This window comes from Acidobacteriota bacterium (genome assembly GCA_016700075.1).
GTDB lineage: Bacteria > Acidobacteriota > Blastocatellia > Pyrinomonadales > Pyrinomonadaceae > OLB17.
The window spans coordinates 2,328,420-2,344,621 of sequence record CP065000.1; the positions used below are offsets into that span (position 1 = coordinate 2,328,420).

15 protein-coding genes are annotated in these 16,202 nt (G+C 56.0%); 12 read left to right on the plus strand and 3 right to left on the minus strand.

Annotated elements, in window-relative coordinates:
* Positions 1-210 precede the first annotated feature (210 nt).
* From IPM50_10585 to IPM50_10620, 8 genes are all read left to right on the plus strand, one after another.
* Positions 211-1,314 carry a Fic family protein gene (locus IPM50_10585; protein ID QQS32118.1) on the plus strand — a complete coding sequence of 368 codons (1,104 nt, stop codon included), beginning with the start codon at positions 211-213 and terminating at the stop codon, positions 1,312-1,314.
* Positions 1,315-1,473: 159 nt separating this feature from the next.
* Entirely contained in the window at positions 1,474-1,809 is a 336-nt protein-coding gene (locus IPM50_10590) for a hypothetical protein (GenBank protein ID QQS32119.1), read from the plus strand.
* On the plus strand, positions 1,802-3,211 hold the full coding sequence (gene trmFO, locus IPM50_10595; protein ID QQS32120.1) for a methylenetetrahydrofolate--tRNA-(uracil(54)-C(5))-methyltransferase (FADH(2)-oxidizing) TrmFO: 1,410 nt from the start codon (positions 1,802-1,804) through the stop codon (positions 3,209-3,211). The genes IPM50_10590 and trmFO overlap by 8 nt, the downstream gene beginning before the upstream one ends.
* A 143-nt stretch (positions 3,212-3,354) precedes the next feature.
* Positions 3,355-4,086 carry a sulfite exporter TauE/SafE family protein gene (locus tag IPM50_10600; protein ID QQS32121.1) on the plus strand — a complete coding sequence of 244 codons (732 nt, stop codon included), beginning with the start codon at positions 3,355-3,357 and terminating at the stop codon, positions 4,084-4,086.
* Between the two features lie 8 nt (positions 4,087-4,094).
* Positions 4,095-5,189 (plus strand): VWA domain-containing protein, encoded by a 1,095-nt coding sequence (locus IPM50_10605; GenBank protein QQS32122.1) that lies wholly within the window; start codon positions 4,095-4,097, stop codon positions 5,187-5,189.
* Positions 5,190-5,394: 205 nt separating this feature from the next.
* Positions 5,395-6,003, plus strand: coding sequence for a transposase (locus tag IPM50_10610; GenBank protein QQS32123.1), 609 nt, complete (start codon positions 5,395-5,397; stop codon positions 6,001-6,003).
* Positions 5,978-6,934 carry a tyrosine recombinase XerC gene (gene xerC, locus IPM50_10615; GenBank protein ID QQS32124.1) on the plus strand — a complete coding sequence of 319 codons (957 nt, stop codon included), beginning with the start codon at positions 5,978-5,980 and terminating at the stop codon, positions 6,932-6,934. Before IPM50_10610 ends, xerC begins: the two co-directional genes overlap by 26 nt.
* Positions 6,935-6,995: 61 nt before the next feature.
* Entirely contained in the window at positions 6,996-9,248 is a 2,253-nt protein-coding gene (locus IPM50_10620; protein ID QQS32125.1) for a S9 family peptidase, read from the plus strand.
* A gap of 11 nt (positions 9,249-9,259) precedes the next feature.
* Here the strand turns inward: IPM50_10620 and IPM50_10625 are convergent, their stop codons facing one another.
* Genes IPM50_10625 through IPM50_10635 form a run of 3 tightly spaced genes read right to left on the minus strand, consistent with a single transcriptional unit; the run spans position 9,260 to position 12,098 of the window.
* Positions 9,260-9,511: a CopG family transcriptional regulator gene (locus IPM50_10625; protein ID QQS34504.1), complete on the minus strand. Its 252-nt coding sequence runs from the start codon at positions 9,509-9,511 to the stop codon at positions 9,260-9,262.
* On the minus strand, positions 9,492-9,764 hold the full coding sequence (locus IPM50_10630) for a BrnT family toxin (protein QQS32126.1): 273 nt from the start codon (positions 9,762-9,764) through the stop codon (positions 9,492-9,494). Before IPM50_10630 ends, IPM50_10625 begins: the two co-directional genes overlap by 20 nt.
* Before the next feature lie 39 nt (positions 9,765-9,803).
* Complete coding sequence (locus IPM50_10635) at positions 9,804-12,098, minus strand: transglycosylase SLT domain-containing protein (protein ID QQS32127.1); 2,295 nt, start codon at positions 12,096-12,098, stop codon at positions 9,804-9,806.
* Between the two features lie 133 nt (positions 12,099-12,231).
* Between IPM50_10635 and IPM50_10640 the strand changes: the two genes are divergently transcribed.
* From IPM50_10640 to IPM50_10655, 4 genes are all read left to right on the plus strand, one after another.
* Complete coding sequence (locus IPM50_10640) at positions 12,232-14,358, plus strand: VWA domain-containing protein (GenBank protein ID QQS32128.1); 2,127 nt, start codon at positions 12,232-12,234, stop codon at positions 14,356-14,358.
* Positions 14,359-14,375: 17 nt separating this feature from the next.
* Positions 14,376-15,485 (plus strand): o-succinylbenzoate synthase, encoded by a 1,110-nt coding sequence (gene menC / locus IPM50_10645; GenBank protein QQS34505.1) that lies wholly within the window; start codon positions 14,376-14,378, stop codon positions 15,483-15,485.
* A gap of 119 nt (positions 15,486-15,604) precedes the next feature.
* A complete protein-coding gene (locus tag IPM50_10650) occupies positions 15,605-15,841 on the plus strand; it encodes a type II toxin-antitoxin system ParD family antitoxin (GenBank protein ID QQS32129.1) in 237 nt (78 codons plus the stop codon).
* Positions 15,842-16,165, plus strand: a complete 324-nt coding sequence (locus tag IPM50_10655; protein QQS32130.1) for a type II toxin-antitoxin system RelE/ParE family toxin — start codon at positions 15,842-15,844, stop codon at positions 16,163-16,165. It begins immediately after the preceding gene.
* Positions 16,166-16,202 lie beyond the last annotated feature (37 nt).

The following is a 16,202-nucleotide window of genomic DNA, read 5'->3' on the forward strand; positions in this document are numbered from 1 at the left end:
CAAGGTGCTGTAATTTCAGTGCTTTGCGGCATTTTTCGTTCAGATAACGATATGTACACGCTATCGACACATCTCGCGGATATGTCGATAAAATGCGAAAATATCGACATATATTCTTGACATGTCGATGCCATCGACATATGCTGTCAATGTGTCGATAAAAACGCGAAACGTCGACATATTGCAGTAATGTGTCGATGACGTAAACATATGCCGAAATGGGATCCGACAAAGCCTTATCAAGAGCTGCCAAAACTTCCACCAAAGGCAGATATCGAGACAAAGAGAGTCCTTCGGAAGTGCATCGAGGCACGAGCTGCCCTTGCCGAACTCAAACAGGCTGCGGAATTGATCCCCGATCCGTCGATGCTGATCAACACATTGCCGCTTTTGGAGGCAAAGGCGAGTTCAGAGATCGAGAACATCGTCACAACAACCGACAAATTGTTTGAGTATCTGAACAGCGAAAGAAACGCCGACCCTGCGACCAAAGAGGCGTTGCGATACAGCACCGCGCTATTTCAAGGCTTCGATGCACTGTCGAAATATCGGCTGAGTACGCGAACGGCAGAGGAAATATGCTCGCGGATAAAAGGCGTCGAGATGCGTGTTCGCCGCGTTCCTGGGACTGCGTTAGGCAATCAGGCGACGGGCGACATTGTATACACGCCGCCGGTCGGTGAGGATGTCTTGCGTGAATTGCTCGCAAACTGGGAGCGATTTCTCCACAATGAGACCGAGATCGACCCGCTGATACGGCTTGCGGTCGCCCATTATCAGTTTGAGGCGATACACCCATTCACCGACGGCAATGGGCGAACCGGGCGAGTCATCAACAGCCTTTTTCTGATCGAACAACAGTTGCTGAGCATTCCGGTTCTGTATCTCAGCCGATACATCCTCGACCGCAGGGCCGATTACAACCGCCTGCTGCTATCGGTCACGCAGGACGGAGCGTGGGAAAATTGGATCGAGTTCATGCTAGAAGGCATAGCGGACACGGCGCGATGGACCACAAACAAGATCGCTGCCATACGTGAACTAGCCGATGTCACCGCCGAATACGTCAAGGCTAAACTGCCGAGAGTATATAGCAATGAGTTGATCAGTCTCATCTTTGAACGCCCGTACTGCCGCATCGGAAATGTAGTAGATAAAGGCATCGCCAAACGCCAAACAGCCTCTGTATACTTAAAGCAACTAGTTGACATCGGCGTCCTCGTCGAAAATGCAGAACTCAAGGAAAAACTGTTCATCAATCCGAGGCTGATGACGTTACTGTCGGATGAATCAAATAGTTTCGACTCGTATTGATCGAATCGGTAATTTTCTGGTGATCGGCGTAACCGACTATCAGTAATGAAAATGAATGTTCTACGACGAATTCGACAGGTGATCCTGATCCTACTAACGGTAGTGACGGCTCTCCTTGCAGGAGCGTACGCGGGCTACGAATTAGGGAGTACCGAACATATGTCCTTTCAAATTCTTCACAGCAGATTCCCATATATGGCAAGCCACTTCGTAGTTGTTTGTGCATGCTCCGGACTGTTGACGATCATCATACTGTTTGAAAGGCTCTTCTTCTGGCTCTCCCAGGGTGTTGCCGCAGTCTTGATCATTTATTCGAGCATTAGAATCTGGGAGCTATTCGCTCAGCTGAGGTTTTCGTTCAGCCAAGATGCCATAGCTAAGGTTGACACGTGGTTCTTGCCATTGATGTATTTTGGTCTCGGATCATGGATTGCGTTCGTCGCAATTCAGGTCGCGGCCGTAGGTCTAAAAATTGTAAAGAAGGGAAATGATTAACGTAATTGGCGGTGGGCTTGCGGGTGTTGAGGCGGCTTGGCAGGCGGCGAAGTTGGGTGCGCAGGTGCGGCTTTATGAGATGCGGCCCGTGATGCAGACGCCCGCGCATCGGACGGACAGGCTCGCGGAGATCGTGTGTTCTAATTCGCTAAAGACCGACGAGCCCGGCACAGCGCCTTATCTATTAAAAGAGGAACTCCGCCGCGGCGGTTCGCTCGTGATGGAAGCCGCCGCAGCGACACGCGTTCCGGCGGGTGCGGCACTGTCCGTCGATCGCGTCAAGTTTGCTGAGCTGATCACCGAACGCATCGAGGCACATCCGAATATCGACGTCATCCGTGAGGAAGTTACGAGTTTATACGTCGGGGCGCAGGCTGCCAGCCTGCAGAACGATGGTGACGGAAGCAGGCAGGCTGCCTGCGGTCCGACGATCATCGCAACAGGGCCGCTCACGTCCGACGCGTTGACGTTGGAGATAATGAAATTCACCGGCGACGATCAGTTGTATTTTTACGATGCGATCGCGCCGATAATTGCGGCGGAGAGCATCGATATGTCCATCGCCTGGAAAGCTGCGAGGTATGACAAAGGCGGTGCCGATTACATAAATTGTCCGATGGACCGTGAGCAGTATGAGCGTTTCATCGCAGAACTTCTCGAGGCAAAGTCCGTCCCGCTCAAGCGTTTCGAGGAAACGCATTGGTTCGAGAGCTGTCTGCCGATCGAGGAGATCGCACGCCGCGGGCCCGAGACCTTGCGGTTCGGCCCGATGAAGCCGAAGGGTTTGCGTCATCCGAAAACCGGCAAAGAGCCGTACGCGTGCGTCCAACTCCGCCAAGAAAACCTGATGGCGGACGCTTACGGCATGGTCGGTTTCCAGAATCATCTTCGCTACGGCGAACAGGAACGATTATTGAGAATGATCCCGGGTTTGGAGAACGCCGAGTTTCTGCAGTTTGGCCAGATACATCGCAACACGTTCATCAACAGCCCGCAGATATTGAACGAAACGCTCGCGACAAAAGCCGAACCGAACCTGTTTTTCGCCGGCCAGATCACGGGAGTCGAAGGCTACGTCGAATCCGTCGCGACGGGCTGGCTCGCCGGCATCAACGCCGTCCGCACGCTTCGCGGCGAACCGCTCATCACCGCACCGCAGACATCAGCGATCGGCGCCCTGTGTCGCTATGTCTCGAATGTCGAAACAAAGAACTTCCAGCCCGTGAACATCACATTCGGCTTGCTGGAACCGTTGCCGGTCGAATTGCGGAAGATCCACAAACGCAAACGCGAAAGGCACATGGTCCAGGTCGAACGAGCGCTGGTGGATTGGGATGAGTGGATGAGAAGTTTGCAGACGCGGGGAGACGGTGACGCGGAGAAACGGAGAGCGACACCATGATATTGTTTGCAGGCGGTGACCTGCCCGGATTCAAATACATATTCTGGTTCGCTCTTGTTGCCTACGCAACCGTTATCGGATCTGGAGTTGGGTATCTGATATACTTCTTTGTTCGCAAACGAAAGAACAAATAACTGCCCGTCATGGAAGCGACCGCACTTCTCATAATTCTCATCGTTTTCCTCGTCGCAGTCTTGTATTCGTCGGTCGGGCATGGCGGGGCTTCGGGGTATTTGGCGGTGATGGCGTTTCTGGCTGTGGCTCCGGGCATCACGCGGCCGACGGCATTGATATTGAACGTCCTGGTTTCCACTATCGCACTCATACAGTTTTCCCGCCGCGGGCATTTCTCATGGCGGCTGTTCTGGCCTTTTGCGCTTGCGTCGATACCGCTCGCGTACATCGGCGGGCGGATCGATCTGCCGACCGACGTTTATAAAACGGTGCTCGGCGTTGTGCTGATTCTGACAGCAGTTCGGCTTTCGCTGAATATCAAGAACGACGGTGAAACGAAAGAACCGAACATTGCAGCCGCATTGGCACTGGGCGCCGCGATCGGGCTTGTTTCGGGGCTGGTCGGCGTCGGCGGCGGCATCTTTTTGACGCCGGTACTGCTGCTGATGAGATGGTCTGAGGCACGTGTGGCGGCGGGCGTTTCGGCTTTGTTTATCTTGGTAAATTCTGCCGCCGGGCTCGCCGGCGTTTATGAGAAGGCTTTCGAACTGCCGACATATGTCATACCTTGGCTCGCGGCGGCAGTGGTTGGCGGTATGATAGGTTCGACGTTGGGGGCGAAAAGGTTTGATTCGCTAACGCTTCGGCGTCTTCTGGCGGTCGTGCTGGTCGTCGCCGGTGCAAAGCTTATTTTTGTCTAGGCATATTTTTGGCCGCCGCCGCAATCAAACCTTTCGAAGTGCCGCTGCGTTCGATATTTTTGTGTTTCGTTTGTTTCGTGTTTTTCGCGGGAAATTCCTCCGCGCAGTCAGGCCGCACAAAACCGACTCCCACGCCCACGCCGAATTCCATCAGCGGCCCGTCTGCAAATTCAACACCGCGTCCGACGCCCGTCCCGACTCCGCTGCCGGCCGCAACGCCAAAACTTGATGATGACATCATCCGAGTTCAGAGCGTGCTGGTGCCGATACCGATGATCGCTATGGATGCCCGCGGGCGTGCCGTTACGACGCTGAAGGCGAGCGACCTCGAACTCCGCATCGACGGCAAGGTCGAAGAGATAGACGGCCTGGCACGCAGCGAAACGCCGCTGCGGCTGGTGATGCTGTTCGACAACTCGTCGAGCGTGTCGTTCGTGCGTGAATTCGAGATAGCCGCGGCCGTTAGGTTCTTCCGCCGCGTCATTCGCCTCGACCGCGACATGGCCGCGTTGTTTTCCGTGTCAGATACTATCCGCCTCGAGCAGCCGCTGACGCGCGACGTTGGCGATATCGTGCGCACCATCGAATCGTTTCCTAAACCGAAGGGAGCAACCGCGTTGTTCGACGGCATCGTCCGTGCGGCGGCGTATCTTCGCGGCTCGGACGGCCGCCGCGTGATCGTCATCGTGTCGGACGGCGAGGACACATACAGCGACACACGGACAACGCTCGAGAGCGTCGTCCGTGCTCTCCAGGAAAACGATTGCCAGGTCTATGTGGTGAAAACAAAGGAGTTCGAGAATTTCAAACGCACGGGAGTGCGCGGCGGCAACGCGAATATGCGTTCGCTGATCGCCGAACGCCGCATGGCTGAGATCACCGCGCAGACCGGCGGAGCCGTCTATTCGCCCATCGACGAACGCGAGATGGACGACGCTTTCGATCGCATCTACGCCGAGCTCTCGCAGCAGTACATCATCAGCTATTACCCTGACGAAGAGACCGCCGCGGCCGGCACCTACCGCCGTATCGAGGTCGCCTCGCCGAACCGCAAAGACCTGACCATCCGCACACGAAAAGGGTATTATGTAGCTCGAAAGTGACGGGCCGCAGGCTGCCAGCCTGCAAAAAACTACGCCGGACCGCAGGCTGCCAGCCTGCAAATGATTACGCCGGACCGCGGGCTGCCAGCCTGCAAAAAACTACGCCGGACCGCAGGCTGCCAGCCTGCAAAAAACTACGCCGGACCGCGGGCTGCCAGCCTGCAAAAAACTACGCCGGACCGCAGGCTGCCAGCCTGCACTTGATGTGAGCATCCACAAACGCATCGAAAGAGCAAAGCTGATCGATCCCGATACCGGCTGGAATTCCCGGGGTTATCTACCCCATTACGACAAAAAGGAAGTGATCCAATTCGTCACCTATCGGCTGGCTGGTTCCTTGCCTCAGAAACTGATCAAACGAAACACCTTACTCTTCAAATCGGGCGAGATAACGGAGATCGAATACCACCGCCGGGTTGAGTTGCTCTTGGATCAAGGGTTTGGTCCGGATCATCTGAAGGTACCCGACATCGCAAGAATGGTTGAAGATAACTTGCTTAATTTTGACGGCGAAAAGTACAGGCTTCTTCATTGGGTCCTGATGTCAAACCATGTTCATATTCTCCTTATCCCGATCAACGGGTATTCGCTTTCGTCGATAATGCACTCGCTGAAATCCTATACTTCGAACCAGGCAAACAAGATCCTTGCAAGAACGGGAAGTTTTTGGAGCGTCGAATATTTTGACCGGTATATTCGAAATTCGCACCACTACGTCAGTACCGTAAGATATATTCACAACAATCCTGTGAAGGCAGGATCGTGTGTAAGGGCGGAGGACTGGGAATATGGCTGTGCGGGGCGACACAAGTAAGAACAAAGGGCAGGCTGGCAGCCTGCGGTCCGGCGTGGTGGAATTCCTCCAGCACCTGAAATACGAGCGCAATGTCAGCCCGCACACGCTGCGGAATTACACGAGCGACCTCGAGCAGTTCTCCGACTTTCTCTTTCGCGTCGAAAAACGCGATGACATCAGCCCCGAAGACATCGATCATCGCACGATACGCGAATGGATGGCGTCGCTTTACGGCGATCATAAGAAGACATCGATCGCGCGAAAGCTCGCGAGCCTGCGCACCTTTTTTCAGTTTCTAGTACGCGAAGAAAAGCTCGCCGCAAATCCCGCAAAGATGGTTGCGACGCCGCGTATCGAGCGAAAATTGCCGAATCACCTGTCGATGGAAGACGCCGTTCGCTTCATCGAAACGCCCGACATCACGACCGACCTCGGCCGCCGCGACCGAGCGATACTTGAGTTCCTATATGCGACGGGAATTCGCGTCGGCGAGCTTGTCGGCATTGACCTGAACGACGTTGACCTTCGCGAACGCACGGTCCGCGTGCTGGGTAAACGCAACAAGGAACGCATCGTGCCATTCGGCGAACCGGCACTGCAGTCTCTGCTGCACTATCTGCAGGAAGCACGTCCTGCTTTCATCGCGATGCTGCCCGAAAGCGAACGCGGTGAAAAGGCCCTGTTCCTGCACCGCCGCGGCGGCCGGCTGACCACGCGAAGCGTCGGCCGCATGATAGACAAATACATCAAGCAGTGCGCCGATATTCACGCCATTTCGCCGCACAGCCTGCGGCATACATTTGCCACGCACCTGCTCGACAACGGAGCAGACCTTCGAGATATTCAGGAACTCCTCGGCCACGCACGCCTCTCGTCAACGCAGATCTACACGCAGGTTTCGATGGAAAAAATGATCGACGTCTATACAAAAGCCCACCCGAAAGCGTGATTGCGTGACGTCAACTGAGCTATAATCTCGCTGTCAAAATCCTTTCCCTTTGGTGTTCATTATGAGAAATATTCGGCTTATCGCGATAGTCTTACTCGCGGCTTCCTCTGTTCTTGCCCAAGACAAGCTCATCACGCTTGACGATATTTTCAATCCTGACGCGGGCAAACGCGTTCGATTCAGCGGGACGCCTGCGTTTGTGCAGTGGGCGGCTGACGGGCGATCTTTTCGTCAGATGGTCGGCGGGCGGCTGATGCGGGTCGATGCGGTCACGGGTCAGCGCGTGCCGTATTACGATGTCGATTCGTTCGTCGCCGCACTAACACGGGCCGGCGTTTCGGCGGACGAAGCAAGGGCGATAGCGAACTCGCCTTCATTGAAATTCAATCCCGATGACACTGCCATTCTGATAAATCACAAGAATGACGTCTGGCATTTCGACGTCGCCGGCCGCGTGGTCAAGCGGCTGACGAACAACAAGGATGAAGAAAAAGAGGCCGATTTCAGCCCCGACGGAAAATGGGTGAGCTTCGTGCGCAACAATGACCTTTTCGTGGTCGAGGTGGCTACGGGCAACGAGAAGCAGCTGACGCGCGACGGCGCCGAAAAGATATTCAACGGATATCTCGTCTGGGTTTACGAGGAAGAGCTTTACGGCCGCGGCAACAATCGCGGTTATTGGTGGTCGCCGGATTCGCAGCGGATCGCTTTTCTGCGGCTGGACGAATCAAAGGTGCCGAAGTTCGTGATGGCGAACGACATCCCTATCGAACAGGTTGTCGAAACGACGCCGTATCCTAAGGCGGGCGACCCGAATCCGACCGTCAAACTCGGCATCGCGGATATAAACAAGACGAGTTTTCTGCCGAACACATCGCGAATTCCGCGTGTCGGACGCAATTTGCCGGCATCCGTCAGACGGCTGGGCGATGCAGTAAAGTTCGTTGATATCGACAAATACAAACCCGAAGACCTGCTGATCGCACGCGTTGCGTGGACGCCGGACGCAAGCTCGGTCGTATATCAGGCACTCAACCGGGAGCAGACCTTCCTCGATCTGAACGCCGCTGATATGGACGGCAAGGCCAAGAAACTCCTCGAAGAGCAGACGCCGGCGTGGGTCGAGGTTTACGATAATCCGATGTTCCTCGCTGACGGCAGCTTCGTTTGGCAAAGCGCCCGCTCGGGCTGGAAACATATCTATCATTACGACGCGGCGGGCCGGCTGAAACGCCAATTGACCGACGGCAAATGGGAGGTCCGCGACGTTTACGGCGTTGACGAACGCGGCGGCTGGGTGTATTTCTCAGGCACGAAAGACAGCCATATCGCGGTGAACGTTTACCGCGTGCCGCTCGCGGGCGGCGAGCCGCAGCGGCTGACGCCGTTGGAAGGCTGGAACACTGCTTCGTTCAACAAGACGTTCACTCATTTTGTCCATAATTTCAGCAACATCTCGACGCCGCCGCAGACGAGGCTGCTTCGTGCTGACGGCTCGCTCGAACGCGTCATTAACGAAAACAAGGTCGATCTGCTGAACGATTACAAGATCAGCCCGCCCGAATTTTTGAACGTCTCGACCCGCGACGGTTTTCAGATGGAGGCGATGATCATCAAGCCGCCGGATTTTGACCCGACGCAGAAATATCCCGTTTTCCAGTTCACCTACGCCGGCCCGCATGCGCCGCAGGTCGCCAACCGTTGGGGCGGCAACCGCGGACTGTGGTTCCAGATGCTCGCTCAGAAAGGCTACATCATCTGGGTCTGCGACAACCGCACCGCGAGCGGCAAAGGCGAAGAATCCGTCTGGCCGGCGTACAAACGGCTCGGCGAACTCGAACTGCGCGACCTTGAGGACAGCGTGGCTTACTTGAAAACGCTGCCGTACGTGGACGGCGACCGCATCGGGCTGTTTGGGTGGAGCTACGGCGGCTTTATGACGAGCTTTGCGATGACCCGCAGCAAAACCTGGAAAATGGGCATCGCGGGCGGCTCAGTAACCGATTGGCGTCTGTACGACAGCATCTACACCGAACGCTACATGCTGACACCGCAGAACAACGCCGAGGGCTACGACCGCACATCTGTCGTAAAGGCTGCGAAAAACCTGCACGGCAAACTTCTGCTTATCCACGGCGTAATGGACGACAACGTCCATATGCAAAACACGACGCAGCTCGCCTATGAGCTGCAGCGTGCCGACAAGCAGTTCGATCTGATGCTGTATCCGACACAGCGCCACGGCATCTCAAATCCCGCGTTGGTCAAACACTGGTACACGATGATGACGGATTTTATCTACAAGAATCTTTAGGCAAAGAATCTTTAGGCAGCTTTTTTGACGTCGTCGCGGTCGAGGCTGTCGAGGCGTTCGGTGATCCAAAATTTGACCAACGACTGACGCGATACACCGAGGCGCTTTGATTCGCGGTCCAGGCGGTTCACGACCCAACGCGGAAAATCGACGTTCACTCGTTGGGCAGATTCATTGACCTTTCGCAGCGTAGAAAGGTCCGCATACTGCAGAACATCTTCTTCGCCTTTGTCGAAGATCTCGTCAAAATCTTTTGCTGTTATCATAAAGCACCTCCTCGCTTCGTCGTGACCGTCTTACCGAGATGAGCCTGATCGAATCTTCCCGGTAGGTGATTATCGCTGACCAATGGCGGTCGTTTATCTTGCCGATCACCATGTGTCGCAACTCGGCTGCAAACGGCAACTCGAACTCTATCGTCTCAGGATCGTTCCATATGGCTTTCGCCTCTTCAAAATCAATTCCGTGCTTGTCTTTATTCTCCTCACTTTTTACGAGATCGAATTCAAACTCCATACCAACGATATACCAAAACTATACCAAAACACAACCTTTTTATGAGCCGTTTTCGCTGACCATGACCTCCGGAAATTCCGCGGCGAACTGATCTCGCGGCTTTGAGTCGAGTGCGGCGCGGACGGGGCGTGTGCCGACGTTCGAACGCCAAGCTCCTGTCTCGTCGTAAAGCCGGCGGTATTGTGCGGTGTTGCGGATGATGCCCTGCACGTACATACGCGTTTCGCGGAACGGGATCGCTTCGACAAATTCGTCCATCTCGGCAGGCAGCGTGCGGCGCCAGGTAACGACGCGGCCGGGACCGGCGTTGTATGCGGCTGCCATGTATTCGATGCGGCCGTAACGGTCAAGCTGTTCGCGCATATATGCGGTGCCGAGCTCGATATTTATCGCAGGATCGTAGAGGTCGCTGCCCGTGGTGATGCGTGCCGGCGAACCGAACTTTCGTGCCGTCATTTGGGCCGTGGGAACCAAAAGCTGCATCAGCCCGAAGGCGTTCGCGGACGAACGTGCGGTCGGGTTGAACACCGATTCCTGGCGTATCAGCCCGGCAACCTTGAAAATGTCCAGATTTCGAGCACGCGACCAGCGGGCGATGTGGTCCCACGCGATGTGCGGATAAAAGATGTCCCATTCTTCGCGTCCCATTTCCTCCGGAAACATCTGCGCGTAATCGGGATAGCTGCGTGCCAGAGCGAGCAGAGCCGCGACGTTGTCGCCGCGCATGCGGTGATGCCGTGCGATGGCCAGGTTCACGGTCGGGCTGTTGCCGGCGGTGCGGCGTGCGGCGTTGAGTTCATCGAGAGCCCAATCGAAAAGCCCGATGGTCGTCAGTTCGTCGGCCTTTTCGACGAGGTCAAGCTCGCGTTTCGCTGCCGTTTCGCCCGCGACGGTGATGGTCTTCAGATTTGCAGCGGCACGCGCGACCGTGTCATTCGGCGGCGTGACGGACCGGCATTCGCCGCGTTTTTTCAGATTGTCCATCCTATCGACGGCGAGATAGCCGTACCAGTTTGCCGAATAGCGATAGATCACTGCGTCGTAGAGCGCACATGCCTCGGCGAGCTTTCCGGCACGCTCGCTGTCGCGGGCGGACCAGTAGCCCGCGCGTCCGCGAAACGTCGTGTCGCGGTCGGCGTAGCGGGCCAGATGATCGATGAACATCTGCGACGCAACGGCGAAATTGCCCTGATCATGCTGGAACCACGCCGCTTCGAACTGAGCCTGTGCGACCTCGACGGCGTTCGGGAAAGCGTTGTGTGCCGTGTTGAGGAAATAGCCTTCGTCGGTGCGGTTGCGGGCATCGCGTGCGGCAAGGCCGGCATCGATGAAGGTTTTCGGCACGAGCTTGCCGTTAGGAAATGCGGCACGCATCGCGTCCGCGGTCGATCGCGTCTGCGGCCAGTTTCGGGCTTTTGCGTAGCCGAGTACGAGATGGCGAAAACCTTCTTCGCGTTTAGAGGAGGCGACCGGAAGTGAATTGAAAACGGTCTGTGCCTCAGCCATGCGTCCGGCGTTCGCCAGAGCGTTTATGCGCCGCGTTTGTGTTGCCGGATCGAGTGCTGCGGGAAATGCGGCCGCGAGTGTCGAATAGGCATTTGCAGCCTCGGCAAAGTTTTTCGCATCGAGCAGTTTGTCAGCACGGGCGAGCTGTTCCTCGGCGTTCTGCGGCATCAGCGACTGGCCGAGCGATGTCAGCTTTGTTTCCGCTTCGCGTGCTGCGGCGGTGCCTGCGCCGTAAAAATATGTGCGGCGATAGTATGTGATCGCTTCGTTCTGCGAGCCCTGAGCTTCGTACGCTTTTGCTGTCCACAGCATCGCGTCCGCGTCGTGTGCCGTTGACATCTCGACCAGGAACGGCGGCACTTCGACGGCGCGGCCCGCCGCTATTGCGGATTCCGCCCACAGCATTTTCGCGTCGCGTGCACGCGTCGAATCCGGATAGTCCTTGAGCAGCTTTTCAGCCACTTTTAGAGAACCGGCCGTGTCGCCTGCCGAACGCAGCGAACGCGCACGCAGCCAAAGTGCATCGTCCTCGATCTTTGTGCGTTTTTTGAAAACGTCGCTGTCCAAAATGGCGGCAGCACCGGCAAAATCCTTGTTCTCAAAGCGAATACGTGCGCGCAGCAGCTTGGCCAGCGCACCGGTCTTTTGGTTCGAAAAACGTTTCTCGATGTCAGCGACGACGCCTTCGGCGGGCAGCTTGCCGCCGCGTGTCATCTCGCGAAGCGAACGAAGTGCCTGCTCTTCCGACTGCTGTGCCGAACAGCCGATCGTCAGCAGGACGAGGCCGAAAAATGATGTCGTTATTACTTGAAAAAACTGCTTTCTCATACTGCGGGGCATAACCAATAACTGTAGATGCATCAGAGCTCAAAAAGGTGTGCGGGCGAAGCGGTTTCGCACGAGCGGTGATAAACCAGTATCATAACAAAGTTCGCAACTTCAGTGTTCGATCAATTTTGGAATGAGGTATTTTGGGGCATTTCTCGGCATCGTCTTGACGGCAGCTTTCGCGGCCTCGCAGACGCCTGCACCCAAACCTTCGCCGACGCCCGAAACGGATGTCGTCCGCATTTCCACCAATCTGATCCGGCTGGACGTCACCGTTACCGACAGCAAGGGCAAGGTCATCACCGACCTTCGTCCCGACGAGATCGAGATCTATGAGAACGGCGTAAAGCAGCAGATCGAGGATCTGCGTTTCATTTCGGCCACGCGTCCCGTTGAGACGCGGCCAGCGGTGCCGGGCGTTCCCGTTCCGCCGCGAACGATACGCCCCGAAAACGTCCGCCGCACGATCGCCTTGGTGGTTGACGACCTCTCTTTGTCATTTGAAAGTGCGTATCAGACGCGCCGCAGCCTGAAAAAATTCGTCGATGAACAGATGCAGGAAGGCGACCTCGTCGCCATCATACGCACCGGTGCGGGCATCGGCGCGCTGCAGCAGTTCACGTCCGACAAACGCGTGCTATACGCCGCGATCGAAAAAGTGAAATGGAATCCGCTCGGCTCCGGCGGCATCGGTGCGTTCGCGGCGTTCGGTTCGTCGGCTCTGCCTGCGGACGAAGAAGGCGAGGAAGAAACGGACGCTCCGGCGGTTGGCACCGGATCCGGCGAGACACTGGAAGAGTTCCGCTCGCAGGTATTCGCGACCGGCACGCTCGGTGCACTCCGCTATGTCGTAACGGGGATGAGCGAATTGCCGGGGCGTAAATCCGTGATACTTTTCTCGGACGGATTCCGCATTTTCGAAGGCACGCCCGGCGAAGCGCAGACCGCCGGAACGGTATTCGACTATCTGCGGCGGCTGGTCGATACGGCGAACCGCAATTCGGTCGTCTTTTACGCGGTCGATGCCCGCGGGCTGAAATATACCGGCATCACAGCCGAGGATTATGTGAGCGAGATGTCCGCCGAACAGCGGCAGAACGCGGTCGCAGGCCGCGGTGCTTTGCTCGCGGAAACGCAGGACGGGCTGAAATTTCTCTCCGACTCTACAGGCGGTTTCGCCATTGTAAATTCCAACGACCTTGCCGGCGGCGTTCGCCGCGTGCTTGAGGATCAAAGCTATTATCTCGTCTCCTACGAGCCGTCGGACGAGACCTTTGACCCGGAAAAGCGGCGTTTCAATCGTCTTGAGGTAAAAGTGCTGCGGCGCGGTGTGACCGTTCGCCATCGCAGCGGATTTTTCAATACCGCCACGCCCGAAGCTGCACAGTCGATCGCCAGGTTTTCTGACAATTCGCTTCACGATGCCATATTCTCGCCGTTCGGTAAAACAGAGATAAATATGCGACTGAACGCGCTTTTCGGCGTCGATCCGAAGAGTGCGGGTTTCGTGCGTTCGCTGCTGCATATCGACCCGTCGAAATTTGATTTTGCGAAGGGCGAGGACGGCACGCGTTCTGCGACGTTCGAACTGCTGGCGGTGAGTTTTGGCGACAACGGCGAGCTTGTAGATCAGCTTTCGAAAAGCTACACGATGTCTATCAAACCGGCTGCGTTCGATCGCGTCGTAAAGGACGGATTTGTCTATCATTTTGCGTTTCCGGCGAAAGCGGGAGCCTATCAATACCGCATCGCGATCCGCGATACCGCATCGGGACGCGTCGGTTCAGCAAGCCAGTTCGTTCAGGTTCCTGATCTAAGATCGCGTCGGCTGACGCTTTCCAGCATCGTCATCGAAAACATCACCGCCGAAAATTGGCGGCGTATTTCGGAACTCAATGAGGAGCGTTCGGGAACCGACCCTATGACCGACACTGCGCTTCGCCGCGTGAAACGTAATACCGTTTTGCGATACGGTTTTGAGGTTTACAATGCCCGCCTCGCACAGAACCGCGAACCGCGGCTTACGATGCAGATACGAGTTTTCCGCGACGGCAAGGTAATTCTCGAAGGCAAAGAGACGCCCATCGACACCGCGGGCCAAGCCGATCTGCAGCGTATTAAAGCCTCAGGCGCACTCGCGATCGGCGAAAAGATGCAGGCCGGCGATCACATTCTCCAGATCGTAGTCACGGACCGTCAGGCCGGCGGCCGGAACAATTCCGTAACGCAATATGTTGAATTTGAGGTCATCGGAAACTAGATATTTGATCGCAGATGTTGAAGATTCGCTCGATAGAACTGACTGAGATCAGCCTGCCGCTCGTACATTTTTTTGAGACGAGTTTTGGCCGCACTTACGAACGCCGCATCATTCTAGTGCGGGTCGAGGACGCCGGCGGCGCGACCGGTTGGGGCGAGATAACCTGCGGCGAAACGCCCGGCTATTCCGACGAATGGACCGATTCGGCTTGGGTGACGGCGGAGAAAATTTTGGCACCGATGGTCGTCGGAAAGGAGGTCGATTCTGCTGCTGACGTCTGGGGCCTGATGAAATGGGTCCGCGGCCACCGCATGGCAAAATCGGGCATCGAAACGGCGTGTTGGGACCTTGAGGCGAAGAAACTAGGCGTTCCGCTGTGGCGACACCTCGGCGGTGTGAATCAGGTGATCGAATGCGGCGTTTCGATCGGTATTCAGGATTCGATCGCGCAGCTTTTGGACAAGATCCGCGTCGAGCTCGAGGCCGGCTACAAACGCATCAAGATCAAGATATCGCCGTCGTGGGACTACGACGTGATCAAAGCTGTGCGTGCGGAATTTGGCGACATCCTGTTGATGGGCGATGCGAACTCCGCATACACGCTCGATGATATCGACAAGCTAAAGAGCCTAGACGAATTCGACCTGATGATGCTCGAACAGCCGCTCCCGCACGACGACATCATCGACCACGCCAAACTCCAAGCCGCCATAAAAACCCCGATCTGCCTCGACGAGCCGATCAAATCTCCCGAGACGGCGCGCAAAGCCATCGAGCTAAAATCAGGCAAAATAATCAACCTAAAAAACGGCCGCGTCGGCGGACACACGCAATCGAAACTCGTCGAACAGATCTGCCGCGAATCGGGAATGCCCGTCTGGTGCGGCGGCATGCTCGAGAGCGGCATCGGCCGCGCCCACAATATCGCCATCTCCACGCTTGCCGGCTACACCATGCCCGGCGACGTCTCCGCCTCAAAACGCTATTGGCACGAAGACATCATCGAACCCGCCGTCGAGGTAAGTTCAGATGGCACCATAACCGCGCCGGAATCGGCGGGCATCGGGTTTGAGGTGAAACGAGATCGCATTGAAAAGGCGGCCGTTAACAGAAAAACCATAGAATAAGACTTAACCACATAGAACACCGAGGTCACGGAGGAATCTTCAATGTTCTCTGTATTCTCTGAGTTCTCTATGGTGAAAAACGTCTTGGCAAAGTTTGCCATAAGTGCTAATTTTGTCGTATGACGACGATGAATATCTCATTGCCCGAGTCGCTGAAATCCTTTGTCGATTCGCAGGTTTCTGACGGCGATTACGGCAGCAGCAGCGAGTACGTACGGGAATTGCTCCGCAAGGAAAAAGACCGCGTGCGGCTTCGGGAATTGATTCTCGACGGGATGGAATCTGAGTTGCTCGACGAACCGATGGATGCCGCCTATTTTGAGAAGCTGAGAAGCCGAATCGCGGAGAAAAGATAGGTGATCCATAAACCGGTCGTTCGCCGACGTCGAGCTGATGACGATATCGAGGCCGCCATCGCATATTATTTGAGCGAGGCTGGTGTCGAGATCGCGACGAATTTCGCCGATCAACTGGAGTTGACCACTCGCCAGATCGCCGGCCAGCCGGGTACCGGTTCTCCCCGTTATGGTCTTTTGGTTCAGATTTCTGAATTGAGGCACTGGCCCGTTGTCGGGTTCCCGTACCTGATCTTCTACATCGAAAAGGAAAACCGCATCGAGTTGGCACGCGTTCTCCACGAAAGTATGGACATTCCATCGTGGCTGGAGGAAACCGAGTAACGGCAACCTCTTTGACCTAGCAGCCTTCCATTATTAA